This is a genomic window from Sphingobacterium sp. BN32 (assembly GCF_030503615.1).
Taxonomy (GTDB): Bacteria; Bacteroidota; Bacteroidia; order Sphingobacteriales; family Sphingobacteriaceae; genus Sphingobacterium.
The window spans coordinates 2147489-2174076 of record NZ_CP129963.1 but is presented as its reverse complement, the minus strand read 5'-3'; the positions used below and the strand labels follow the sequence as shown (position 1 = coordinate 2174076).

The following is a 26588-nucleotide window of genomic DNA, read 5'->3' as shown; positions in this document are numbered from 1 at the left end:
TTAAAAAATGAAAAGAATTTCTTTGATAGCAAATTCTCATATTCAATATTATAAATATGAGATCGAGATTGATTTGTCTTTTGGTAAAGTAAATAAGCTGTATTATCATCAACCTTTCGATAATAATGCATTGAGTTTTATTTTAGATCCCCTTTATAAGGTTGTTGAGTCTGGTGATGAGCGTTTTTATCGTACTGAGGAGTTGCTGGATAAAGATTTCCTTGTAAATAATCGACTGAAAGATGATGTGGATTTAGACAGTTGTGCAGTTATAAATGATGTTTATGAGGAGACTAATTTGAAAAGGGCTTTGCGCAATTTTTCCAATAAGTGGATACCGCTTCCCTATTTCAAAGACAACTCTATCAATAAAGATTTGATGTATCCTACAGATTGGGTTCGTGCATTTATTACCTGTGACGATTCCTATACTGTCTCGAAAATTGCTTTGGCCATCGATACGACTTTGGCAAGAAATGAAAGCGATAAAACGAGTCCCATGTTAAGTTTGAATCCCGATGAAAATATATTCAAGCTACATTCAAAAGAGGTAAATATTGCACGTAGTTTTTACGCGGGCAGTAGCAACGATAGTTGGGTTGATAAATACTTGGCAGACTCCTATTACGGCGAGCAAGATGAACGCCGTTATGAGCAGCCAGTAAAGGAATATTTAGCAAGCTATATATTATTAGTCAAGTGGTTGGCATCACATCCTAATTTTCCAGAGCTTCAATTGTTTACCGATGATTTTCGGAAGAAAACAGTAGACTTGGTCATAGATATAGGAAATTCTGCTACCTGTGCGCTTTTGTTTGAAACAAAAGATGATGACAATTTTGAGTTTGATAGTGTTAAAAAACTCATTATCCAAGATTATTCAAACCCCCACGTTTCATATGATCAATCGTTTCCTATGCATGTGGTCTTTTCAGAATCAAAATTTGGAAACATCAATAAGGACTCTTACCACAATAACAAGTTCATCATTCCTAGTTTGGTTAGAATAGGCTATGAGGCGGAACAACTGATAAACCAGTCTATTGTGAATTTGGATTTAGGTTATGAACTAAAAACTTTTAATTCGAGTCCAAAGCGTTATTTATGGGACGATCGTATTGCTGAAAGGGAATGGGAGTTTCATCCGACGATCTACGATAAACAAGTTAAAAAAGTCTACCTGAATGGGATTTCAGAACAGCTGAATAGCGATGGTACCTTATTGAAAAATGATGGTTTCTTTGGTTCTAAGTCACTTTTTTCAAAATCATCATTGATGAAGTTTGTGTTTTTGGAACTATTGATACATGCACATGTCCAAATCAATTCTTATGGATTCCGAGAGGAACATGGGGAAATGACTGTTCCAAGAAGCATTCGTCGTATCACTATTTCTTGTCCTACGGCGATGATTCAACATGAGCAAATCGCTTTACGACAAGCTGCCGAAGAAGCCTGCCAGTTATTGGTAAATTATCAAAAATATTATTTCGATATCGACAACTTCCAGAACTGGTTTGATACCCCCGAAATTATTCCAGCCACTAAAGACATCTCAAAAAAAATCAGTCAACTAGAAGATAGAAAAGATTGGATTTACGATGAAGCTACCTGTAGTCAACTAGTTTTTATCTATAGTCTTCTGGCGAAAAAGCTTAGAGGTAACAGCTATGTTATCGAACATTTCTTGTTCAAGAACAAGGATAAAATACGAATTGGATCGATAGATATCGGTGCGGGTACTACAGATTTGATGATTAACGAGTATGAACTAAATGAAGAATACACCATTCAGAACTTTAAACCACAACCCTTGTTCTGGGATAGTTTTAAGATGGCTGGAGATGATTTGGTAAAAGAATTGATTCAAAAAATTATCATTAAGGGAACTGCTGATGGTAATCTAAAAAGTCAGTTCATGGGATTATTAGAAAACCATGGACTAACAATGGGAATTGCAAATATTAGAGATAGACTCAATGGATTTTTTGGTGAAAACACAAATAATACTGGTTATTTAGCGAAGATGATGCGTAAAGCTTTTATTCATCAAGTTGCTCTACCCATTATCTACCGATGTTTAGCTCTCGCAAATACAGAGGAAGATGTAAGCTTTAGCACTCAAGATCTATTAGGCGAAAATTTTAAAAATGTAGAGCTTCAACAATATTTCGAAAACTATTTTGGTTTTAGTTTTTTAGATGTTCAATGGTGCTTTTCGCCATCGGTAATCAACGCTATCGTAACTGATGTATTTGATAGCTTAATTCGACAGATTTCGGTTGTGTTAAATCAGTATGATTGTGATTATGTTGTATTATCCGGTAAACCAGCTTCCTTAAAAAGTTTTGAGGATTTATTTAGAAAGTACCTTTCCTGTTCGCAAAGTAATGTTGTCAACCTCAATAATTATTGGGTTGGTAAATGGTATCCTTTTGCTGATAACTCCGGTGTTATCAATGACCCTAAGACTATTGTAAGTGTCGGAGCTATCATTGCTTTAATGGCGGGCAAATTGAAGAAGATTCAAGACTTTAAGTTAGACACCGAACAATTAAAACAATCGCTCATTTCTACAGCAGATTACATAGTTAAGAAGAACTTCAATACGAAGGAGGCTATATTAAGTCCACTACTGAATGAACACGAGTTCTTAGTGAAGCAATGGCCTTATCATTTGGGATACACGCAATATCTGGCTCAAAATTACCCGTATTCGTCATTGTATAAATTGGAGATAAACTTACTCGAGATTGAACGTAGCGTCAGACAAAAACACGCTGGGCGGGATGAGGGTTGGATTCAACAACAAACTAATTTGGAAAGAAATGCTATCCTTCAACAAATGCCGATCCGAGTCCGGATTGGTCGGGAAATAGAGGATAGTAAGGAAGAAATTAAGATTTTGCAGGTAGAGGATGTTGAGGGTAATAGCAAACCTAATAAGTATTTTTTACTTAGCTATCAAACTTTAGAACAGGAATTGGGCTATTGGTTGGATACCTGTGAGTTTGTTTTATAAAGTATGTTACCCATTATGAAAAATTATTCAGCGAATGATTTAATTGCTATTAAGTCATCAATATCCGAAAAGACAAGCATTATTCAACAGATGATCGCTTGGGTAGAACAGAACTTGCAATTTGAAGACCGCTCAACAACCTTATTGTCTTTGAAAAATAGTTTAAATGTTATTGGTAAAATCAATAAAGGTATTGATAGTAAGCCTGTTATGGCGGTGTTTGGAGCTAGCCAAGTCGGTAAATCATATCTTATTAAAAACTTGCTCAGTGAGCATGGTCAACCTTTTCTCATTTCAGATGGCCGGAATCACTATGACTTTTTAAAGGATATCAATCCTCCAGGAACTGGAGCTGAAAGCACCGGTGTTGTGACCCGTTTTACAATAGATCAAACTATCAAATTTGAAGGATTCCCTATAAAAGTAATATTACTTTCCGCAAAGGATGTTTTAAGCATCGTACTGGATTCATTTTTTTTAGATCTGAAACGTATAACTGCGTTTATCGGGAAGAAGGAGCTGGAGCAGCATCTGAAAAAATTAGAGGAACGATCTGGTGAACCGGTTCAGGGTTTTCTAACCGAATTTGATGTATTGGAAATCAAAGAATATTTCCAACAACACCTGTCAAAGCATACCATTCTTTTTGAAGGCCTATACGAGTTGAGATTTTTTGAGAGGATTGGCCATGTTATCACATCTTATCATCCTTCGGAATGGAACGACTTGTTTAGTGTATTATGGAATCGTGACGAACATCTTTCTACATTATTCAAATCGCTTATTCAACAGCTTGAGAATATAAAATTCGCAACAAAAGGATATTTAGCTTTTGATAATGTCCTTAGAGGTCACGGCGAGATTTTGGATGTTAAACGCTTGCAAGAGTTATCATTTTGTGAAAAAAGAACATTACTTAAGTTAGAAGATGGTAGTCTTATAGACATTAATATTTCATTTTTAACAGCAATAATTGCGGAGTTGGTATTTACAATTCCCAAAGAGTTATCCGATACCAAGGCTTTCTTAAAGTATTCCGATTTATTAGATTTCCCTGGCGCTCGCAGTCGTATGGCGTTAGACCAACAAGATATATCAGAAAAAAATATAGACGCTATGCTTTTGCGTGGGAAAGTGTCCTATTTATTTAATAAGTATTCTGATGATTTTAATATTAATAATCTCTTATTCTGTACGAATGATAAACAGTTGGAAGTAAATGAAATATCAACTTTATTATCGGACTGGATCGGCAACAATATAGGAAAAGATGTGCAAGAGCGCAGTAAATCACTAAAGCAAAGTGAAGTACCACCTTTATTCGTAATCTTTACATTTTTCAATAATCAATTGAAATTTGACTCTACAAATGATTTCGAATTTCAGTTGTCTCCGGATAAATTAGCCTATAAATGGCATACTCGGTTTGAACGTTTTTTCGAGAATGAAATAGTTACTCAAACACGAGATTGGCATACAGACTGGACTTACAATACGGTAAATTTCAATAATTTTTACCTTTTACGCGATTATAAATATTCGGAAGATAGTTTTGCTGGTTTTGAAGAATTCGGGGAGGAAAAAGCTGTCAACCCCGATCGGAAAGAGTTTCTAAATTCTTTAAAAGATTCTTTTTCGGACTTCGGCTTCGTAAAAAAGCATTTCAAGGATCCGCTCGCTATTTGGGAAGCTTCTGCAAGTTTAAATCAGGATGGGTCGCAACGAATAATTGATAACCTATCTCTTGTGTCTAATAATAAGACTAAAATCAATCATTACTTACAAAGGCTTGATACTATTATTAAGGAGATAAGCGGTTTATTGACCAAATATGTGCAAAGTGATGATGTTGCAGCCCTGCGGGCAAATAATAATGTGCAGGTAAGTGGTTTTCAATTTTCTTTTAATCAGGTCTTAGCAAAGGATTTAAGTGCTTTCAACGTTTTTTTGAAACATCTTTCCATTGATTCTCTAAAAATCTATCATCTTCTTAATGATCATATGGTGACCAATGTGAGAGAGAATGATGCGGTGGATCCCCAATCGACAGCAGCCAGTATTTTTCGAAGTCAATATGCAGAATTGGGAAGCGCAAGCAGTAAAGAGGATGTTATCAGAATTTTAAAAATGAAGCTATGGCTGCCAACAGATGATGCTGTTATTCATTTTTTGAATTCTAATAATATCAAACTGGAAGATTTGTTCGTGTCGCAAAAGACAGAAACAAAGGCTGAATATTACACTAGACTTGTCTTGGATTACTGGTTAGAACAAATATTAAATCTTGAGCGCTTTAATTTTTTTTACGAGCTAGGTCTTACGAAAGGAAATGTTCAGTTTTTAATTGACCACTTGAAATTAATTCTTGACAAGAGAAAAATTAGCGCTAAGCTGATCAATATTTTAAATGATGTGGTGTCTCAAATTCAATTAAATCATGGTCATGAAGTTTTTCTTTCTGAGACATTTTCATTGATCATTAATGATTTAGTCTTTGGTTTCGATTTAAGTTACTTCTCCGATGAAGAGCAAAATGAAGCGGAAGGGATGCGAAGCCATCTGACATTTTATCAACACATAAAGGATATTTCGAGTCCTACAATTGCTAAACTTTTTGATAATACCAGTCTGGATATTCGTTCGATTACTTTAGAGAAATATAATAAATGGATAGAATTTTTTAGAATTTCTTTAGGCATCAATGCTGGATCGATTAATTATGACGAAGAGGCAAATCAAGAATTATCTAGTTTAATTCACCAGTTTTCTTCATTTCAACTTAAATAGTACATGAAATTATTCCACAGCACGCCAACAGATTCTTATCTACCGCTGTCACACGAGAATGCTTATTTGTTCGTTCATTATGATAAGATTGTCAATTTCTTAACTTTTAATGTCGATAAGAAATATAGACATATCCTCGCTAAACCAATAAAGAACAATTATCAAATTGACTGGTATTCCGCGGTTGATGGATTACAAGCTAATCATTTGACAAGTAATCCCGCTCTCGCAAATCAAATGTATTGGGAGTTTTATCATTTTATGCAAGAAAAGATAAGCGAATTGGCTGTGCGAAATGATGACAATACTAGAGATTGGATTGCTCTTTTGCACAAAGTTTTTAACCCAACAGATAACGTGATATATACGAACGGTACCGCGATTTCAATAATTTGGGGATGGAAATTTGAAAATAATGATATTATAAGACCTGATTTATCGAACCGCCAGATGTTGGATGAACCGGAACAAGAAAAGGAATTTATTGATTCTTCTTGGAAGGAACCATTTAAACCAACGCAAGAAAAGCCTAATAATGACAATGAACTTTCGGAAAATATCCCCGTTGAGCTTAAAGAGGAGTGGATAAATGTTTCCGAGGAATTCAACTTTTCTGAACAGGAAGAACTGCCGGTAATTGCGGAGCCTATCAAGGAAGAAAAAAAACGTAGAGGATTTCTTGAGTTCTTGAAAGATTTTGCATCTAAATATTGGTGGTTGTTATTGATTTTATTATTTGCCATTATACTTGTTTTCTTCATTAAATCCTTAAACCAATACTCGTTCTAAAGTCATGAATAGGTTTTTTTATAAAAATTGGTGGTTATTTTATTTGTTATTTTTTCTACTACTAGGGCTTTTGCTGTATGCCATTTTGTGGAAATCCAATGCTAATGCTGAGATAGCCTCTTTAAAAAGGCAATTGAGCGAATGTCAAAATGCTTCGGACGCTAATAATCCAAATGTGATCAATTGTGATGCTGTAGTAACTTCCGGAGGCAAGGGAGTGACACGAACTAAACATGTTCTAGGAAGTAAATCTGGATTGGTTAAAGTTCAATATGATATGCAAAATATTCCAGATCAAATACGAATTCTATATGATAATGAGAATGTAGCAAGTACAGATGGCCTGGTCAGTGGTGAGGGAAATTTGGAATGGAAATATGAAGCAAAAGCTGGGAAGCCTGATTTCTGTATCGTTGAAATGTCGGCACCCGGAGAACATACCGTTTGGGACTATTTACTGAATTGTCCTATCTAATTCATGAACTATGAATAATAAATATCCCGTCTATTATTATCTGCTTTTAATACTGGCACTAGTGCTGTCAATCCTCTTTTGGTGGGTCATTTTACATAATGATGTTAATCGCGGTGTTTTTTCGTCAGATACTGGACAATCTAATGTTAGCGTTGGTTCGATTAAGTTAGATCCTGAATTTAGGAGTTTGCCCATAGAGCCCGATGAAGTAATTGTTGATGATGAGAGCAAGCGGAGGATTGTTTCAAATTTAATAAATATTGCGGTTAAAGATACCTCACCCCGATTAGAATCGCTAATTAACGATTTTGTGACGGCATATGATACGTCGATATATAAATTTAAATTCTTGGATTCAACTATAAACTATGTTCAAATTCAAGTTCCGACTCCTGAAAGAGAACACTTTAAAAAAGAGGTAAAAGCGAAGCTTGCCAATCTCCCGTTATTGGTTTGGGATGAATATTTATTCAGCACATCGAGTACGATAAAAAACACGGCTATTAATTGGCAGTTTGCAGCAATCGAAATTCCCAATCAGGCGCGTCATTCTTTAGGTAATGACATCGTTATAGCAGTTATTGATAATGGATTTGACCTAGAACACCCAAGCTTGAAGCACAAAGCAATCAAACCTTTTAATAGCGTTGATTTCTCTACGAACGTCGGATATGCCGCTGTAAATCATGGTACGCATGTGGCTTCTCTTGCACTAGGTGCCGCAAATAACAATACCGAGAGTGAGGGGGTTTGCCCCTCATGTAAGCTAATGCCAATAAAGGCTGAGGACACAAATGGATATATTGCATCTTCTTACATTATCCGCGGTATTTTATACGCAATCAAGCAACAGGCTGACATTGTTAACATTTCTTTGGGATTGTCTATGGCGGACCTTTCGCAACTACCCGAAACGTTCCAAAATCAATTTATACAGCATGAAGGAAAGGATGAGGAGCAATTTTGGTCTGAGATGTTTACCTATGCGGAAAAAAACAGGACCATATGTGTTCTAGCAGCAGGTAACAGCAATATCTTGACGGGATTTGATCCCTTTCAACGATCGCCAAAGACAATCAAAGTCGGTGCAATAGATGATGCTAATCGTAAAGCTTCATTTTCAAATTATGGTAGTTACACAACAATTTATGCGCCGGGAGTCCGTCTCATGGGAGCAAAGCCAGATAATCAAGAAGAACTTATGACGGGGACTAGTATGGCTGCACCTTTGGTTGCGGGGTATTTAGGCTTACTCAAATCAAAGTTTCCACAAGCAGATAATCAGGAAGTTATCAACCTCCTTTTGAAAAACACTGTCCAATTCAATCATTTAAATATTTTAAAAAACCAAATAATATAAGATATGAAGCAAGATAACTTTCTTTTTGTTGATATCGTATCATCAATCTTTTTGTTAATACTCCTCTTAGGGAATTTTCTGGGATTGATGTATTTAAGCGATGCAAACTTTTTGATTAGCCTAGTCGCTAGTTTATTCGTTGTCATCTGCTACTATTTCATTTTGCAATTGCTTAAGCGCAATAAGGAACGGATGGCGAATAAAGGATATAAAGATTCAGGTATGTGGCTGTTTCTAGTGTTCATTCTTTTTGGTGTTTTTAGCTTTGTTTGTATAACGCATCTATATAATATAGAAACGAACGTAAAAGGAGTGATTCAAAAAGAGGCTAAGACTGCTTTAGACGAAGTTACTATTGCTTCTTATTCTTATGATACGATAGCAAACGACGCACTTCAAACATTTGAAGCTAAGTTCAAGAATAAACTACAAGGCTATAAAAATACCAGGACTAATAATCTAAGGAATGAGTTATCCAATCCGCCTTATCAGCTTCCAGAATCTATATTAAATAGTCCATCACGTTCAATAGATGTTGCTGCGAGTACCAACGCAATTCTCCAGGGTTATAAAGTCAAAGCCCGCGAGAATAAAAAGGAAATAGACAGCTTGTACATCAATAAATTGGATGCTGACGCTAAAAGTATATTAGCTTGGGATCGAATGAATATTTCACAATCCTACGCCAACTTATCTAAACATTTAGAAGCGATTGAAAAAAATATAAACGCAAAGATCAATGAATTGCCCGCTAAGAAGAAGGGCATAGAATTTAATAAGACAATGGATGACCTGCCGCTGAACAACCCTATACGTCTAGCGAAACTGTTTAGACCAGAATATTTGTTGCCTGCTATTGCTGTGATCGTTATGCACTTATTTATTCTGATACCATTCTTTACCTATAAAATCAGGATGTATTCCAAAAGTACGACTGATAATAATACGAGTTCTGGATCAATAAGCCTTTAACATATTATGGATAGACATCAAAAACAAATCATTTTACAAAATTGTAATAACGTTCCTTCTGACGGCTTATATAAACTAATTTCGGAAGGTAGTATTACGTTAGCTGAACTCGAAAGTCATGGACTTGCAAAGGAGAAGCTTAAGGAGATCGCTATTTTCATCGATCCGTCTTCTGATACCACGCCGGTCGCAATCCCTGGAATACCGAATATCCCGGGAATACCTGCTATGCCTGCGATTCCTAATACGCCAGGGATGTCAACTGTTCCTACAATTCCAAGTATTCCGAGCATACCCACTATTCCAACATTAACGTCGGCCGCGAATACGAAAAGCGAAGAGGCATTTAACCTTAGTTCAGTGATAGAACAAATAAAAAACAATGAAATTGCTGCAGAAAAACTAGATAGATTAATAAAAGAAAATAAATTGTCATATGAGGATCTAGAAATTAATGGGATAGATCCAAAAGTTATTTTCTCTTTGAAATTCTTTGGCTCAAACCAAGCGATTACTCGGTTTTATGGTATCAAAGATTTGCCTGTAATGGAGGAAGGTCGTACTGACGTTTATATGGTCGGAATGGCAGCCTCGGGAAAATCAACCATGTTGTCAGGTATTTTTAAGTACGTAAATGACCAGGGTATCTTCTTGCCAGATACTTATAATCAAAACGGAAACGCATATATGGAGCAGTTGAAGCGACAATTGGATTATGGTGTTTTACCTGTTGGTACCGCTCAGGGAACTTATAATTATATCGCTACTTCATTTAAAGATCAATCGGGAAAAAAACATCCCTTTAATATTGTGGAAGTTCCTGGCGAGAACTATCAACGCATGTTTTCAGAAGGCATGGACAGCGAAACAGATTACATCCGTGATTTTGTCGATTATATTAAAAATCGCAATAAGAAGATTCTAGTTTTCGTCATTGACTCTGTAGCTCAGTTACAACGATTCACTAATACAGAATTATTTGGAAAATTAGATCAAAGTATAGCTTATAATAATATTTTGGCCATGTTTCGAGATCACAAAATATTAGACCGGACCGATGCCATTTATTTTGTAGTAAACAAATTTGATGTATTGAAGAATGAGCGCTATGCCTTTGATGAGCGTCCGGACAAGGAATTAGCTTTGGAGTTCATTGAACAAGAATTTGCCTCCCTACTTTCGGCATCCAAAGAAGCGAGAGTTAACAATAAGAATAAATTTAAAATTAAAGCTATTCCATTTTCAATAGGGGAGGTTGTTTTGGATAAACTACTCAAGACTTTTGATAGCAAGAACTCGAAAACCATTGTCGACGATTTACTTGAAGATAGCTTTGTCGTTAATGGTGGAGCCTTTTGGAATAAATTATTTAAATAAATAACGATATGTCAAAACTAATAATACAACGAACCTTAAATGGTTTAGATACTGAATATAAAACTGATGGATTAAACGAACATGAGCTGGAAAGACTCGGTGTTTTGTATGATGAAAGAAAGGAAATAATTCAACTTAATCAGTTTGATTGGAATATCTCGATCACAAATACTGCAACCCAAAAGGTAATTTCACTTATCCGAAAAGGGAATGATAGAGCCGGCAGAGCTGGATTCTACGCAATACGATTGTTCGTGGCTAAAGGAACAATTATCAATGGATTATTCAACTACTTGCAGAAAATTGCAGCGAGATATGTGCAACATATTTCACAGAGTACGTTGAATAGTCAAGATTATTCAGATTTGTTGAATGAGATTGACGATAATACCCAAGGTTCAACAGTTATTTTGACCCGTGCAATTTTTGACAAGACCTGTTATAAAGTAGTAGATTATAACCAACAGCTAGACGCTGTTTTAAACGATCCAATTTTGGAATTGGTGAAAAAGACCTATCTCTTTAATAGGGCTGAAGCAATTAACGTTAATACCTTTAAGGAAATCGGATTTACTGATTTTGGTTTATTGGAAAATAGTGTTAGGAAGCTTCACATTGAGAATCCGGATAATTTTATAGCGAGTATAAATATCAATAATAATTCAATTACCACTAGCAATTTTGGCGAGGCATCTTTTCAAGTTTATGCTTTAAATAGCGAGCAGGTAACAATTAAAGATAAATTTCTAAAACCACATACTGTAAATAGCAGCCCATTTACTTTGAAAAGACCTGAGCCCGTCGCTCCAGTTTATTCGGAGAATCATGGTTATCGAGGAGAAAAAAGTAGTTCTGGCGGAATGATTCTGATTGGGATTATTAGTTTGTTAATTGGTGCTGCCGGAGGTTATTTTCTTCCGAAGTATTTTCTAAAGTCTGAACCAAAAACAGTTTTAGCGATAGATCCACTTGAACATCAGGAAGCAACAAGCGAATTTGAGTTGAAAGTCATGGCCGACAAAAGTCAATCTTTTGTTTTAGAGAGCAATCATTCCAATCTTAATAACTATACCTTCAAGTATGACTCAAGTTCTAAGTCGTGGAAAGTTCGAAAAAGAAGTGATGATTCTAAAGATGACAAATTATTAACCCAAGTGCTATTGAAGGAAGTATTAGGTCCCGACAGTGCCTTAATACCTGACTTTCTTAGCGAAATGGAGGAAATTGCGCCAGGTTCGATTAATATGATCGAAAACTTGAAGAACGTTGCGGATTCATCCAATCAAAATTCTACACAGGTAGGCAGTAATGCCAATGGGATAGAAAGCAATACGAAGAAAAAAGAAATTTCCACTTCCAACAAGAGTGTAAAGCAAACGGAGGCTAGTGGACAACAAAATGTGAAAAATTCTCCGGCCGGGAAAATTCCCGAAAAAAAAGAAGCTCATAATGAATCTAATGAGGCACAACAATAAGGAACATGAATAGTAAATATCGAGGTTTATATTTTTTAGGAGCTACGATTATATTGGGTCTTTTGATAATCGGAGTAATGCGATTGATAAACCAAAATCATGCAGTGAAAACCCATGAAAATAGTAGTAATATAACGAGTAAATCTAATACCCATGGAATCATTGAACAGAAGATTGGAGAGCTTTCTATCCAAAATGTCGATCCAAGCTTATATAATATTTTATTGATCGAAATAGAGAATGGCGCCGGTCAAGGATTATTTAACGAAGATATGAAAGAAATGCTTCTCAATAATCTAAATCAAAAATATCAATCGTTAGTCATACAAAAAATAAATGGATACCTCAATGTCGATCCTGTCAATTTTGGAGAAGTAGACAAATATTTAAGCCATATTGATGGGGTATTTGGGGCATCAAAAGAGATTGGGGAAATAAAAAGCAAAATAAAAGCTATCCAGTATTATAATGTTACACTTCCGCAGAAAATAAATGCTTTCATAAATGATGGATACGGCAATTTTGAAGAGAGTACTTATCAAAATTTAATGAGAGAACTAAATACTGTTCCAGCAAACTTGATGAAAAGGAAATTTATTAGTTCTTCAATTGCAAAGCTCCGAAATAATTTAAATAGCTATCGAGAAGAATTTGAAGAATGGGATAATAGTGTGAGCATTAATCCCTGACGAAAGATTTTTTTTCGCAAACGAATAAAGAATAGATCCAAATGTAGCGAAATAACATCCTCTGTTACGAGGTGCGAAAGCTGTTGTTCGTTAGGATCCTATGTATTTTATTATTAACAAACCACCGTATGAATTACTGCTATTAATTATGCAATAGCAACCCTATTAATCTATCTTAATAAATTGAAATTAATGAGAACCATTATCCTAGCATTCCTGTTTTTAACTGTGAATTTATCGCTCTACGCTCAAAAAAAAGCTGTAAATGTAAAGGAAATATTAGACGATGTTGCCTTGTTATATAAAAATGGCGAGTACGAAATGTCACTTCAGAAATTGGAGGCATTGGCTCGTGTTAATCGTAAGGAAAAAATAAACGAACACTATTATACGTATTTAGTTTATAACCGATACCATATCCTTCAGGACGCGAAAGAGCCATCTTGGAACAATATTTCTAAGATTCGTGAAGATTTGAAACTCTATTTTAGAACGGTAGAAAGTAAAAATTTAGAAGTCGTTAAGATCAATGATGATATCAATAGAAATTATCCGAAAACTTATGACGAGTATTTGCGATTCATTTCGGACAGAAAGCAAAAAGAATTGGATGCGCGAAACAGCATTATTCTTAATAAAATCAAGCAACTGTTTGAAAATAAGCGCTATGAAGAGGCTTTAAAACAGATTATTTCTGCAAAAGAAGTAGGCTACGACGATGAAAATATTCTGTACTATGAATTTATGTCCACATATACGAAATACATCGGATCTGAGCAGAAATCTTATCATGAAAACGAAAAAATCGTATCACTTGGTAACCGATATGTAAATAACGTTAAATCCAACGCGAAGATGAGCAAGGAAGTCCGCAACATACTTGAGGGCTTACCAAAATCATTAGATGCTTTCAATGCTAACCTACGGCGAGAAGAGGCTATTCGACAAGAAAAAAGACGTTTCGACAGATTAACTTATATGCGCAACGCTTTTGAGGCGGAAAATTACAATTATGTATTGACCGTAGAGAATATTTTTGAAGGTGATAATGAAAAACTGCAAGAGTACCGATTTTTATTGGCCGCATCGCCTTATTTAATGCTCAATAAAAGAAAGGATAGGGTTTTTTCAAATATTTCAAGTGAAGATGTGGAGGATGCGAGGTCACTTCTGCAGAATTATCTAGATCGCCGGACAAACTCTTCCTACTATAATGCGAAAGTGCAGGAATATATGCGTAATCTAAATCTTAATTATGGCAAGAACAAAGTGGAATTTACTTCATTGAAGAATAACGCTATTTCGCAAGTGGCTAAAGAAAAAAGAGCGAGTGAAAAGGAGAGAGCCAAAGCTATAAGACGCTCGCAACGCTCGATGTTTACTTCCGTCGGCTATGAATATGGGAAATATGCGCCGTACGGATTGCGATTCGAAACTGGAGGAGGAATACTTGGTATGTTTGTTATTGCACGTACTGGTTTGATTGCCGATAATGATTTGAAAGACGAATATTATAATACAGGTAATTCTAAAGCGAACAAAAGTGAATTATTGCTTGGCCCTAATCTTAAAATTGTTGATTGGATGTACTTCAATATTGGTGGGGGATATGGTTTTTACAAACATATTTTCCGTGATGATTATGCCAACACCCAAGGCATTAGCAGATCAAATTATTGGGCAGGATACTCTGGAATCACGATACGTTTAGGAAAATCCATTAACCTCAATGGAGGAGCTTCGTTTATAGATATTGCGAAACAGTATTCCGATAAAACCTTTAAAAAACCAGAATTAACAGCAGGATTTACAATTAACCTTAGATAGAAATATATGAATCAATTTATAAAGAGGGCGGCTATTTTTAACTTAGTCGTGTTCCTTCTATTAGCTTGCTCTAAAAAGGATGAGTTCGATTTTAACCAACATAATAAAGTCGCTGTGATTACGAGATTAACAGACGATGTTTCTAAAAATGGAGCAACTCTCCATGGTCGCGTTAATACGAAAAATGGATCACAACTTCAAGAAATTGGCTTTTTATACGGAATAAATAGTACTCTTTCTAACGGGATAAAACTGAAAATATCATCGAGCTTAGACACAGGTGAATTCATGTTGAAGATTGCTGAATTGACACCTTCGACAGTATACTATTATAAAGCTTACGCGACTAATAAAAATGGAGTTGCCTACGGGGACATTAGTTCTTTTACAACAGAAAGGGGATACCTACCTGTCTCAAAGACCTTAGATGCAGAACAAATCGGACGTACGTTTGCAACGGTGAAAGGAATGGTTAAAGATAGTGGTGGATATACAATCAAGAGAAGAGGTATCTGTTATAGTTCGACGAATACTATGCCTACAGTTCTTATGAGTTATCAAAATTCAAACGATGCTGATTCTACCTATTCGGTTAACTTAACCAATCTAAATGCCGGAACAAACTACTATATTCGATCGTTTATCGAAACAAGCTTCGGAGTAGGATATGGAGATGTGCTGACGTTTAAGACTTTGGCTCCCGTTGTAGCCTCCGGAGTCTCGACAAATCGTCCGTCGAATATCACAATGAACGCTGCAACAGTTGGCGGAAATGTTGTCAATGATGAAGGGTCGCCAATTTCAAAGAGAGGAATTGTTTATAGTTCAACGACCACGAGCCCTTCCCTAGAAAATGCATTTTCCATTAATCTTGGTTCAGGTATCGGGGTATTTTCCGGAACGATAACCGACCTAAATGTAAATACCACTTACTATGTTCGTGCTTATTCTACGAATGCGGCTGGCACTAGTTATGGAAGCGTGGAGACATTTAGAACTTTATTACCAAGTCTACCAACAAGCTTGACAACATATACGGCGTCTTCAATTTCCAAAAATTCCGCATATTTATCTGGTTATGTCGGAAATTCAGGCGGTGGGACCATTCAATCAAAAGGGATTGTATATAGTGCTAATACGTCCTCACCGACAATTAACAATGGAGCCATATTATCCGGTGGAAGTGGTACAGGGAGTATTGGAAGTACAGTCTACAATCTCTCATCCAATACGACCTACTATGCAAGAACCTTTGCAACAAATGAAGCTGGAACAGCCTATGGGGCGGTTATATCCTTTACAACGTCTCCTTCATATTCCGCGCCTACAGATGTTAGTACCTATTCTGCTTCTAATATCTCGACTAACACGGTCACACTTAATGGCTATGTCGGTGGCAATGGGAATAGTACAATCACGGAAAAAGGATTTGTTTATAGTGCATATTATTCTACTCCAACGTTGAGCAACGCGACTAAATCGTATACAACACTTTCGACTGTGGGGTCTTTTAGCTTATCGGCTAGCGGTTTATCAAAAAACACCTATTATTACGTTCGGGCATATGCTACAAATGCATACGGAACGACTTACGGAAGTGTAATTAGTTTATATACGAATTGATATGAAAATAAATAATGATTTGATTTACTCTGGCGCTTTATCCTTGCTTGCAATTGCACTTGGGGGAGTTTATTATTATTTCCATTATAGGAACGACAATCCAAAAAATTCTGTTAGCAGCCGAAATGAAGTATTATTGGATACTGTTTCTGATGAAAGATTTGATATTAATTTAATCGATACAACAACATCTCATTTACTTACTGAGAAAAACATATGGTCGGAGTTATATCCAGGTAAGAAAAGTAAGCCAAACCAATATGGAGGGATTTCTAATAGAGCGATTATGCGAGTGAAAAAAGGAGTGAACAAGGAATCAACTTATTTCTATTCTACGATTCATCGTATATTTTATTATAAACATGAAGGCAAACAAAAGGCGTTTGTCGTTCTAGTTTCCTATCCGTTTGATTATTATTCGGAAGAGCCTGAAGATTGTCATGCTTGTACTCCTGAATTTTCAATCGCTAAATGGTATTACCAGAAGGGTGGTTGGCATCTTGAAAATTTCCAAGAAAGATGGGACGGAGGGATGGGTAGTTGGGGCCAACCAACAGCATTGAATTTTAAAATGACTACATTAGGCTATAGTCTAGAAATGGACCATCAATATTGTCAAGGAGGTTACTGCGAAGGCTATTATGTAATGTATGAAATTCCTTCTTTGAAAGTTGTTACAGATAAGGCTTACACCGTAGATGGTAGCGAAAATTTCTCCGATAGTGAGGACGAAGTTATCCAACCCATGATGGACTCTACAATATATGATGGACGTTAGAATTAGCTTCTTATCTATGAATAAACTTTTATTAATTTTCTTAGTTTTTGTCTCCTGCCAAACACAGAATGTTCCGGTAGCCGAATATTATGATGATATAGATTTTGAACAGCAGATGTTCCAAAATCCTGCGATTTTTAAAGTGGAGAAACTAATCGATGGCGATACGTTTTGGGTTATGAATAGCCTGAGGGAGCATTTGAAGATCCGGTTAATTGGTATTGACGCGCCAGAGACAAGAACGGTTTTTAAAAAGAAAAAGCACCCTTTCGGAATGACGTCCAAATTGTATTTAGATAGTATTTTACTGGCTAATCCTTATGTGAAGTTAAACTTCGACGTCGATTCTTTGGATCAGTATGGTCGAACGCTCGCTTACGTTTATCTAAATGATGGAACCTTTGTAAACGAGATAATGGTTAAGAATGGCTATGCTGTTTTGATGACAGTTCCGCCTAATGTTAAATATCAAGAAAGACTGTATAAAGCGCAAGTAGAAGCGAGGGAAAGAAAGCTAGGGATATGGAGAGAGGAGTTTTTGGAATCGAAATAATTCAACGTTTTTCGTAGTGCTACAACTAGAGACAAAAGTTGATTTTTTAATATAAACCGTCTATTTGCTGCGCGAGTTTACAAAGGAGGATTGTTGAAAATCTCGATCTCAAGGTTTTGCTTCCTCCTTCTTTTTCGTTTTTCATTATAGCTGTTGCCGTTCATTAGATAGATATCCAAACGATTTCCTATCTAACATCAATAACCTAAATCTCTTAAAACATCTACAACTCTGAACCTCAATCCTTCATAAGTCTTAATGTTAAAGGTAGTGTCGCTGGCATTATACACTAATCGATCGGAATTAACTCGCGTATATTTAACCATTATTTCGGTAAGTTCAGATAATGAATAGGTTTTGCCTTCGATATTTAAATATGTTTCTTCAGGAGTTTTATCAGTTTCATCGTTTTTATTACATGAACTTAAGCCTAGCAAAAGCACCATGCACAGATAGATTAATGTTTTCATAATTAGGTGATTTAAATATAGCACAAAAACATTGTAAATGAAACTTTGGAGAATCCAAATCAAAGCCACTATTTCCCTTTTTCAGGTGGCTAGAGGTTTTAATTGGATTGAGTAATAAGGATTTATTTTAAACTTCTATTGGGATATTATGATTTCGATATCTGATTTCATAATGCTTCGCTCCTTATATAAATAGATTATTTATCTGATATTTATATCAGAAAGGGTGTTGATAGAGGACGTGATTTATTGTGCCAAGCTAAATCAATGTAAAATTTAAACAGTCATATGTCGCTTAAAAGAGAACTAATATATATCGACGATAAAGACGAAGCGAATAGAATCTCCCAATATTCGTACAAGGGAGATAAGATTTCTATCGTTTTTAAAAATAGTAACAAAGAGTTTTTGTACAGTAAAAACAGAGCGAAAGTCGTAAGAACAGCAATTACTAGTGACAAAGCCTTCAATGTTTTTAATTATCTAAATGACATCGCAAATGCGATTGGTTTAAAAACCGATGAAGGCGACAATATCCTTTTAAGAAGTTATCAGAACATTGAACACATATCTAAGAATAGCGTTTTAGCTAGTTTTTTGAATGGCTCATTATCCTCTTTTGAGAACACTAAAGAAAGTATAGACTTTTTTCCATTTGGGTTTAACCTGAGTCAGCAAAATGCAGTAAATACAGCTTTCGCAAATAATCTAAGTGTAATAGAGGGACCTCCGGGAACGGGAAAAACACAAACAATTTTGAACATTATTGTAAATGCTGTTTTAAGAGGTCAAAGTGTAGCTATTGTGTCTAGTAATAACTCTGCAACGAAAAATGTCTATGAAAAGCTGGAAAAAAATGGCATTGAGTTCATCGCTGCACTTTTAGGAAATACGCAGAATAAAAAAGATTTTATTGATTCTCAAAAACAGATTCCCGATTTAGCACAGTTTGACTTAGCTGGTTCGGAAAAATCAAAGTTGAAAGAAAAAGCTTTATTACTTTCTGGGCAACTATCTGAAAAGCTCGATAAAAAGAATCGCTTAGCGTTATTAAAGCTTCAGATTGATAATTTAGAAACTGAATATGAGCATTTCAAAGAAAATTATAAAAACGAGAAATCGAACTCTGTAGAATTCAAAAGGAAGATTAGTTCAGGACAAATCCTTCGACTATGGATTACATTGGAGTCATTTGCAAAAAGAAGTAAGAAAGTTGGCTTTATAAACAGACTTCTATTTAGATTCAAATACGGCATAAAGGATAAATCCTTTTATGATAATCCACTTAATGAAATGATTTTTATTTGTCAATCCAAGTATTACCCGACCAAATTAATGGAGGTGACTAAGGAGATTGAATCATTAAAATCAGCATTAAAACATTTTGCTTTTGACAGTAAAATGAAAGAGTATACAGATATTTCAATGCGAATTCTTAAGGCAGAATTGTTTCGACGTTATTACAAAAAGAAGAGAAATGAGTACACTATCCCAGAATTAAAGCGTAGATCCAAAGAATTTATTAAGGACTATCCAGTTATAATGAGTACAACATACTCATTGAGACAAAGCTTATCTGATGACATCTCTTATGACTATGTCATTATCGATGAGTCATCACAAGTTGATTTAGCTACCGGGGCACTAGCTTTATCCTGTGCTAAGAAGGCAGTAATTGTTGGTGATGTTAAACAACTTCCTAATGTTGTTGACGCTAATATGCAAGGAAAGACTGATTTAATTTTCGATTCCTATAAATTAAAAGAATCTTATCGTTTTTCGGGTCATAGTCTTTTGTCCTCATTACTTGAATTATTTCCAAATATTCCAAAGACACTATTGAAAGAACATTATCGTTGTCATCCTAAAATTATTGAGTTCTGCAACAAGAAGTTTTATAATAATCAATTGATTGTTCATACAGATTTTAATAGAGAACGACAACCGCTTGTTGTATATAAAACCGCAAAAGGGAATCATGCGCGAGAACGAATGAATCAAAGACAGATTGATATCATCAAAGAAGAGATTATTCCTATGCAAAAGCTTGAAAATGTTGATTTAGGAATTGTTACACCTTATCGTAATCAGACAAATGCATTGCAGAATACGTTTCATGGATCCTCAATAAAAGCTGATACTGTAGATAAGTTTCAAGGAAGAGAAAATGACGTTATTATTCTTTCGACTGTTGATAATGAGATATCCGACTTCACCGACAACCCTAATCGCTTGAATGTAGCTGTATCTAGAGCAATTCAGCAATTGATTTTAGTTGTTAATGGGAATGAGCATGAAAACGATAGTAATATCTCAGACTTGATAAAATACATCGAGTATAATAACTTTTCTATCGTGCAAAGTGAGCTGAAATCGATATTTGATTTATTATATAAAGATTATGAAGAAGAAAGAGCAAAAATCATAGGTAAATCGGGCAAGGTATCAGCATATGATAGTGAAAATCTAATGTATGCATTAATTAAAGAGGTTTTAGCAGATAGTAGTTTTTCTAAGTACGACGTCCTGATGCATTTCCCGATGAGGCAACTTATTAATGATTTTTCGAAGCTTGATCAACAGGAGTTAAAGTACGCATCTAATCCATTGACACACATTGATTTTATAGTTTACAATAAACCTAGTAAAACTCCAGTACTTGGAATAGAGGTTGATGGTTTTGAATTTCATAAAGATGGAACAAAACAAGCTGACAGGGATAAAATGAAAGATGCTATTTTAAGTAATTATAACTTCCCGTTAATACGTTTCAAAACAAATGAAAGTAATGAGAAGGGGAAACTTATTAATAAATTGAATGATCTTCAGGCATATAGCTAAGGTTTTGGGAAAATATCAATCAAGGTTTCTCGTAACTTTATTAAGTATCTTCTAAGATTTTTTTAAGAATTCTAAAAAGCATATAAATTATAGGCTTTAACGGATTAAAATCTAAAATAGTATCATTTCAAGATGATTGAGATTCTAAGCAATTTTATAAATCGAAAGACCTGGTAGTTCTACCGCTCTGGAAAGGTATTTATCTTTTATGAGAACACTGCCTGACCGAAGCGAAATAAATACTTATATTCAGAGTGAAGATTTTATTATTGAATATTTTGATCGACTAAACGATTGGGTGCAATCTACTCGTCGCGCCGATAAAACTTCAGAGATCCTTCCAAATTTGAAACCGGAAGCTCTAAAACAATTACTGAAAAATGGAGAATTGTGATTAATCTTATGAAAAGTACATTATTATTAATTTTCACGTTGTTTTTCCTTGCTATTAACTCGACCACAGGACAAACGAAATTAAGAGTCGGAGAGTTTACTTATAATGGTTTAACATTAAAAGTCACTAAAAACCCTGAAAACAATTATTTTATCACCCTAGCGACCACGCCAAATTTCAAGTATAATCCTGAAACAATCAGGGGACTATCTGAACAGATTATTGCATCTGACGCAGTAGTGCGCACGTTCTATCGAGAGGAACTAGCCATTAATCAATTACCAAACTATTCTCAACTGTCTAAGACAAACGCGTGGATAAAATTCTATTACATCGTCAATGGTAGACGCGAATTGGTTAACTTGACGATAGTGACATCTCAAAATCCTCCATTCACCCAAGAAAATATAGGTTTCCTCTATAAACAAATTACTTCAAACCAACGGTTTTCGGTCACCGGCAGCTTTGGGTTAGCGAAATATTTGAATATGATTCACTACGCAACTGAATACAGGTTCGATCCCAACTATATAGAGTAATTGGAGAGGTTTAGTTATAAATATTTTTTGATCAAAAACTATCGATGCCCGATCGAGGGTAGTGAAAAATTAACCATTAAAAACGCTTACGAATTTATATGTTCATAAGCCCTTTTCTATTATCTAATTGAAAGCCTTTATCTTTTGCTACTTAAATAGTCGATTCTCAGAGGGCTTAATACATGGGTTTCATCATTTTTTGAAACGAAATTTTTCAAGAGAGCTTTTTCAGTACCTTCTCTAAAAGGTGTGCATATGTTGGTCTAAAACTTGCAAACTATTCATTTGCAAATGTTTTCGTACAGTGACAGGGATTGTTTCAGCCCCACAACTCCGCACTCCAACCCTGAAACCCCTACGGGTCGAACCCGCCCATCACAATTTCTCACCCCTCGTCCCACAAAAAAAAGCCCAACTTTCGTTGAGCTTTTATTTCCGTGGAGCCGGAGGGATTGTTTCAGCCCCACAACCCCGCACTCAAACCCTGAACCTTCTTCGAATCGAACCCGCCCAACCCAATTTCTCGCCCCCTCGTTCCACAAAAAAAAGCCCAACTTTCGTTGAGCTTTTATTTTTGTGGAGCCGGAGGCTCTTTTTTTATAGATTTTTAAAGATTTTTATACACTTAATTGAATATATAAATAGCTGTAATTCAATATTATAATTTTATTTAAGGGTTTTGTGAATTTTTAGGTATTCTGAAAAATTGGGTGTAAATTTGGGTGTAGATAATTTACATGCACCCAAAAATGAACATCAAAAGAAATATTATTTTTTCACTTGAAAAGCGTAAAAAGGACGGTTTAGAGGTCATAGAAAATGTTCCTATCAGAGTCCGAATCAACTATGACGGTGACAGGCTGGATTTATCCAGTGGCTTTCGAGTTGACGTTTCTAAATGGGATGATAAAAAGCAACGTGTAAAAAATGGCACAACAAATAAAATTAAACAGTCTGCAAGCGAAATAAATGCATCACTCCTAAAAATCGAGAGCGTCATTCAGGATATCTTCAAAAGTTATGAAATTGAAGGGTCAGTCCCTTTAAAATCAACACTACGGAATGAGATAAATGATAAGATAAAACCAAAAAATGAAACTTGTTCGAAAGCAAGAATACAAAGTAAATTCTTTGATTACTACGATCAATTTATTCGAGAGAACCGTAAACTTAACAATTGGACTGAAGGCACACTAAAAAAACTTCGAACGGTCAGAAATCACCTCTACGAATTTAAACCAAACATCGGTGTTAACGATTTTGATAATACTACGCTTGATAAGTATATGGATTTTCTTTTGAAGAGGCGAGGATTTAAAAACTCGACACTGGAAAAACATTTAAAGTTCTTAAAATGGTTTCTTCGTTGGGGATACAGAAACGGAACGGTTACGAATTCAGCATTCCTGTCGTACCGCCCAAAAATTAAGAAAATAGAAAAAAAAGTCGTTTTTCTTACAGGGCAAGAGATTGATCATATTAAGGCTTTCGATATTCCGAAAGAAAAATCATACTTACACCGTGTTCGTGATATACTGATTTTCACGTGTTATTCAGGATTGAGACACTCAGATGTATATGCTTTAACAAAAGATGCTGTGAAAGAGAAATTTATAGAAGTAGTGACGATCAAAACAGATGATAAACTCATCATCGACCTTAATAACCACACAAAAGAAATCTTAAACAAATATAAGGACGAAAGACTTCCGAACAACAAGGCTCTACCGGTAATTTCTAACCAGAAATATAATGAATACCTCAAGGAACTTGGCGAATTAGTTGGACTTGATGAATCGATTATGACAACCTATTATAAAGGAAACAAGCGTATAGAAGAGGTTGTTCCGAAGTACACGTTATTAACTTCTCACATTGGAAGACGTTCTTTTATATGCAACGGTTTGTTTCTTGGAATACCTGTCCATATTATGATGAAATGGACTGGACACTCAGATTATAAATCTATGCAACCCTATATCGATACCGTGGACGAAATGCGTAGCGAAGCTATGGAAATGTTTAATAAAATGTAAGGAGTATGCAAAAAGAAGAAAATGAGTTAATATCTTTTCTAACATTAATACGTCGGTATGAAGAGGTTCTACGCCAACAGATAAACAATCAGGATCTTGACTGGAATAAGTTAGCCGAAGTAAAGCGAGCTTTATTAGAGCGTTTGGATTCCCCATCCGTCGAAGAAGTTATAAATTATCTTCTTGTCAATTCTAGTCGTGAAAAAATCATAGGACTAACGAGAAATTTTGATGCCGTTTATAATGGACTAGCTGGACTAGTTAATACTAGAAATTTTGAGATTGAGACCAATTCATCCACAGAATTATTTCGTCGGGAACATGAACTTTTTGAACTTGAAGTCAAAGAATATACAAAGAAATTTACAGAAGTTAGAAAGAAAAAAGAAGCACTTGAAAGGTCGTTGGATAGTTATTTCTACGGAGGTGATGATACCCGTAGGATAAAGACCGAATTGGAAATTGACCGGATTGAACCAATCTTTCAGTCTAAATTAAAGGACTATGAAGCCAAAATCCTTGAATCGAATCAATTTTTTGAGAATGATTTTCAATTAACAAAATCTATCCTTGAAAAGGTGACTAATGTGTTGAAGGTTAGGATAAAGCCACTCTTTGATATATACAGGGAAAATTCCCAACACGACGTATATCATGAATATTTTCCAATGTCTTTGGTAGGTGCTGTTTATGAAGCTTTAATAGAGAATAAGATTATCGAAGTAGATGCTCAAACTTTTCACGGGGTAATCAACCTGAATAAAGAAACCAATCTGAAAATTTCACCAGATTTTATATTGTACTTTCTTGTAGATTCCTTTTCTAAACGTCTTGATGACAGTGCCAGAAATAAATGGGTAGAAAAAATCCATAATATGCAGAATATCAAACTATCATCGTATAAAGCACACTATCGACAAATCCAAAGTAGTAGAAAATGGAAGAAGCTATATAAACACTTAGAAGACTTATTCAACAATTCAAACAAATAACAATCCGCTTAAATGAGTTTTTGAATGCTTTTTAAGATTTAGTTTACAATCGTACCACAAAGAAAATCACCCGTCCTTGTTTAACCAACTGATAACGAGTCAAATAAATATCGTTGTATTTGACTCTACCACATATTTACCACGATATTAACCTCCTACCTTAGCTCATGTTCGAACATTAAAAGCCGATGCGCACGGCAATGGTTTAATTCAAAATAAAAGAACATGGACATTCGTGAATTACTATCAAAGCCTGTCGCTATGATGACTGGCGAGGAATTACTGGCTATTCAACGAGAAGCAATCGCAGAAATACCTAAAGAAGAAGTAACAAGCACATTACCTGAATTCGTATATGGTATTTCGGGTATTATGCAATTGTTTAATTGTAGCAAATCGAAAGCACAGAAAATAAAAAACAGTGGTGTAATTACTGGTGCGATTCAACAGGATCAACGGACAATTATTGTTGATACTCGGCTTGCTTTAAAATTGTTTAAGGAGTATACCAATCAAAAGAAAAAGAGGTTCGTATGATTCCATTTAATCAGAATATTGTCGAAGCTCTTGAAAAATCTACTGTTAAAATAACAGATGAATTTAAAGAACCTCCTATCATGATAACGATCATCAATTCGGATTCCGTCATTGGAACGCTTGGCAATTTTAGCGCATCTACAGGGAAAGCAAAGAGTCGGAAAACATTCAATGTGATTTCATTGGTTGCGGCGGCATTGAGCGGTAGGCAAATATTAGAGTACAAAGTTAAAGTTCCCGAAAACCGTCCCTTAGTATTGTATTTTGATACCGAACAGAGTAAATACCATTGTCACAGGCTTCTTTCACGGGTATATAAACTTATTGATTATCCACCGACAGAAGTACACGGGAACTTAAAATTGATTTCTCTAAGAGAGTATCCTACGAAAGAACGTCTTAATATCATCGAATATGCTTTGTTCAAATATGCAGACAGGGTCGGTCTGGTCATAATTGACGGCATCAGGGACCTAGTTTACGATATTAATAATGCTACAGAAGCAACGGAGATTACAGGTAAGTTGATGAAATGGTCACAAGAGTTGAATATCCATATCCACACCGTGCTACACCTGAACAAAGGAGATGACAACACACGGGGGCATTTGGGAACAGAGTTGAACAATAAGGCGGAATCTATCTTACAGGTTACCAAAAGCGATATGGATGCAAACTACAGCACTGTTGCCCCAAAGTTTATTAGAGATGTTGAATTCGAGCCATTTACCTTTTTTATTGATGATGGTTTACCAGTTTTGGACGAAAATTTTGATCTGTCAGGCACAGTATCCAGAAAAGGCTTCGATTATCAAGAACTTTCTAAAGAGAATCATCGAGAAGTGTTACAGGAAATGTTCAAAGACAGTGAAATTACCTGTACATATGATGACTTTGTCCGAAGATTGAAGGAAGCTTATCTAGCAAAAGGTTTCAATTTCGGAACGAACAAAGCAAAACAGCTAAAGACGTTCCTTGAAAACAAAAGGATGATTATCAAGAACGATAAGACCTATCGGTTCAACCCCGAATTCTATTACTGAAAAACAGGT

General features: G+C 35.3%; 20 protein-coding genes. 19 read left to right on the top strand and 1 reads right to left on the bottom strand.

Annotated features, from left to right (window positions below; all coding sequences use genetic code 11):
• Positions 1-7 precede the first annotated feature (7 nt).
• The 13 genes from QYC40_RS09100 to QYC40_RS09040 all read left to right on the top strand — a co-directional run bounded on the left by QYC40_RS09100 (position 8) and on the right by QYC40_RS09040 (position 17727).
• Positions 8-3022, top strand: a complete 3015-nt coding sequence (locus QYC40_RS09100; protein ID WP_301993670.1) for a virulence factor SrfB — start codon at positions 8-10, stop codon at positions 3020-3022.
• Positions 3023-3037: 15 nt separating this feature from the next.
• Complete coding sequence (locus tag QYC40_RS09095; RefSeq protein ID WP_301993669.1) at positions 3038-5809, top strand: virulence factor SrfC family protein; 2772 nt, start codon at positions 3038-3040, stop codon at positions 5807-5809.
• Between the two features lie 3 nt (positions 5810-5812).
• Positions 5813-6598, top strand: coding sequence for a hypothetical protein (locus QYC40_RS09090; protein WP_301993668.1), 786 nt, complete (start codon positions 5813-5815; stop codon positions 6596-6598).
• 133 nt (positions 6599-6731) lie between these two features.
• Positions 6732-7073 carry a hypothetical protein gene (locus tag QYC40_RS09085; RefSeq protein WP_301993667.1) on the top strand — a complete coding sequence of 114 codons (342 nt, stop codon included), beginning with the start codon at positions 6732-6734 and terminating at the stop codon, positions 7071-7073.
• Between the two features lie 10 nt (positions 7074-7083).
• Complete coding sequence (locus tag QYC40_RS09080; protein WP_301993666.1) at positions 7084-8433, top strand: S8/S53 family peptidase; 1350 nt, start codon at positions 7084-7086, stop codon at positions 8431-8433.
• A 3-nt stretch (positions 8434-8436) separates the two neighbouring features.
• The gene (locus QYC40_RS09075; protein ID WP_301993665.1) at positions 8437-9405 is read left to right on the top strand and encodes a hypothetical protein; all 969 of its coding nucleotides are present in this window, start codon (positions 8437-8439) and stop codon (positions 9403-9405) included.
• Between the two features lie 6 nt (positions 9406-9411).
• Positions 9412-10782 (top strand): hypothetical protein, encoded by a 1371-nt coding sequence (locus tag QYC40_RS09070; protein WP_301993664.1) that lies wholly within the window; start codon positions 9412-9414, stop codon positions 10780-10782.
• An 8-nt stretch (positions 10783-10790) separates the two neighbouring features.
• Positions 10791-12257 carry a hypothetical protein gene (locus QYC40_RS09065; protein WP_301993663.1) on the top strand — a complete coding sequence of 489 codons (1467 nt, stop codon included), beginning with the start codon at positions 10791-10793 and terminating at the stop codon, positions 12255-12257.
• Positions 12258-12262: 5 nt separating this feature from the next.
• Positions 12263-12946 carry a hypothetical protein gene (locus QYC40_RS09060; RefSeq protein ID WP_301993662.1) on the top strand — a complete coding sequence of 228 codons (684 nt, stop codon included), beginning with the start codon at positions 12263-12265 and terminating at the stop codon, positions 12944-12946.
• A 192-nt stretch (positions 12947-13138) separates the two neighbouring features.
• Entirely contained in the window at positions 13139-14773 is a 1635-nt protein-coding gene (locus QYC40_RS09055; RefSeq protein ID WP_301993660.1) for a hypothetical protein, read from the top strand.
• 6 nt (positions 14774-14779) lie between these two features.
• Positions 14780-16396, top strand: coding sequence for a hypothetical protein (locus tag QYC40_RS09050; RefSeq protein WP_301993659.1), 1617 nt, complete (start codon positions 14780-14782; stop codon positions 16394-16396).
• A gap of 1 nt (position 16397) precedes the next feature.
• On the top strand, positions 16398-17174 hold the full coding sequence (locus QYC40_RS09045) for a hypothetical protein (RefSeq protein WP_301993658.1): 777 nt from the start codon (positions 16398-16400) through the stop codon (positions 17172-17174).
• Positions 17175-17190: 16 nt separating this feature from the next.
• The gene (locus tag QYC40_RS09040) at positions 17191-17727 is read left to right on the top strand and encodes a thermonuclease family protein (RefSeq protein ID WP_301993657.1); all 537 of its coding nucleotides are present in this window, start codon (positions 17191-17193) and stop codon (positions 17725-17727) included.
• A gap of 197 nt (positions 17728-17924) precedes the next feature.
• Here QYC40_RS09040 and QYC40_RS09035 read toward each other — a convergent pair whose 3' ends face one another.
• A complete protein-coding gene (locus QYC40_RS09035) occupies positions 17925-18197 on the bottom strand; it encodes a hypothetical protein (protein ID WP_301993656.1) in 273 nt (90 codons plus the stop codon).
• 288 nt (positions 18198-18485) lie between these two features.
• Between QYC40_RS09035 and QYC40_RS09030 the strand changes: the two genes are divergently transcribed.
• The 6 genes from QYC40_RS09030 to QYC40_RS09005 all read left to right on the top strand — a co-directional run bounded on the left by QYC40_RS09030 (position 18486) and on the right by QYC40_RS09005 (position 26579).
• Complete coding sequence (locus tag QYC40_RS09030) at positions 18486-21038, top strand: AAA domain-containing protein (protein ID WP_301993655.1); 2553 nt, start codon at positions 18486-18488, stop codon at positions 21036-21038.
• 402 nt (positions 21039-21440) lie between these two features.
• Positions 21441-21971: a hypothetical protein gene (locus QYC40_RS09025; protein ID WP_301993654.1), complete on the top strand. Its 531-nt coding sequence runs from the start codon at positions 21441-21443 to the stop codon at positions 21969-21971.
• Between the two features lie 749 nt (positions 21972-22720).
• Entirely contained in the window at positions 22721-24007 is a 1287-nt protein-coding gene (locus QYC40_RS09020) for a site-specific integrase (protein WP_301993653.1), read from the top strand.
• A gap of 5 nt (positions 24008-24012) precedes the next feature.
• Positions 24013-24999 carry a hypothetical protein gene (locus QYC40_RS09015; protein WP_301993652.1) on the top strand — a complete coding sequence of 329 codons (987 nt, stop codon included), beginning with the start codon at positions 24013-24015 and terminating at the stop codon, positions 24997-24999.
• A gap of 225 nt (positions 25000-25224) precedes the next feature.
• Positions 25225-25536, top strand: coding sequence for a DUF3853 family protein (locus QYC40_RS09010; protein WP_301993651.1), 312 nt, complete (start codon positions 25225-25227; stop codon positions 25534-25536).
• Entirely contained in the window at positions 25533-26579 is a 1047-nt protein-coding gene (locus QYC40_RS09005; RefSeq protein ID WP_301993649.1) for an AAA family ATPase, read from the top strand. Before QYC40_RS09010 ends, QYC40_RS09005 begins: the two co-directional genes overlap by 4 nt.
• The last annotated feature ends 9 nt before the right edge of the window (positions 26580-26588 follow it).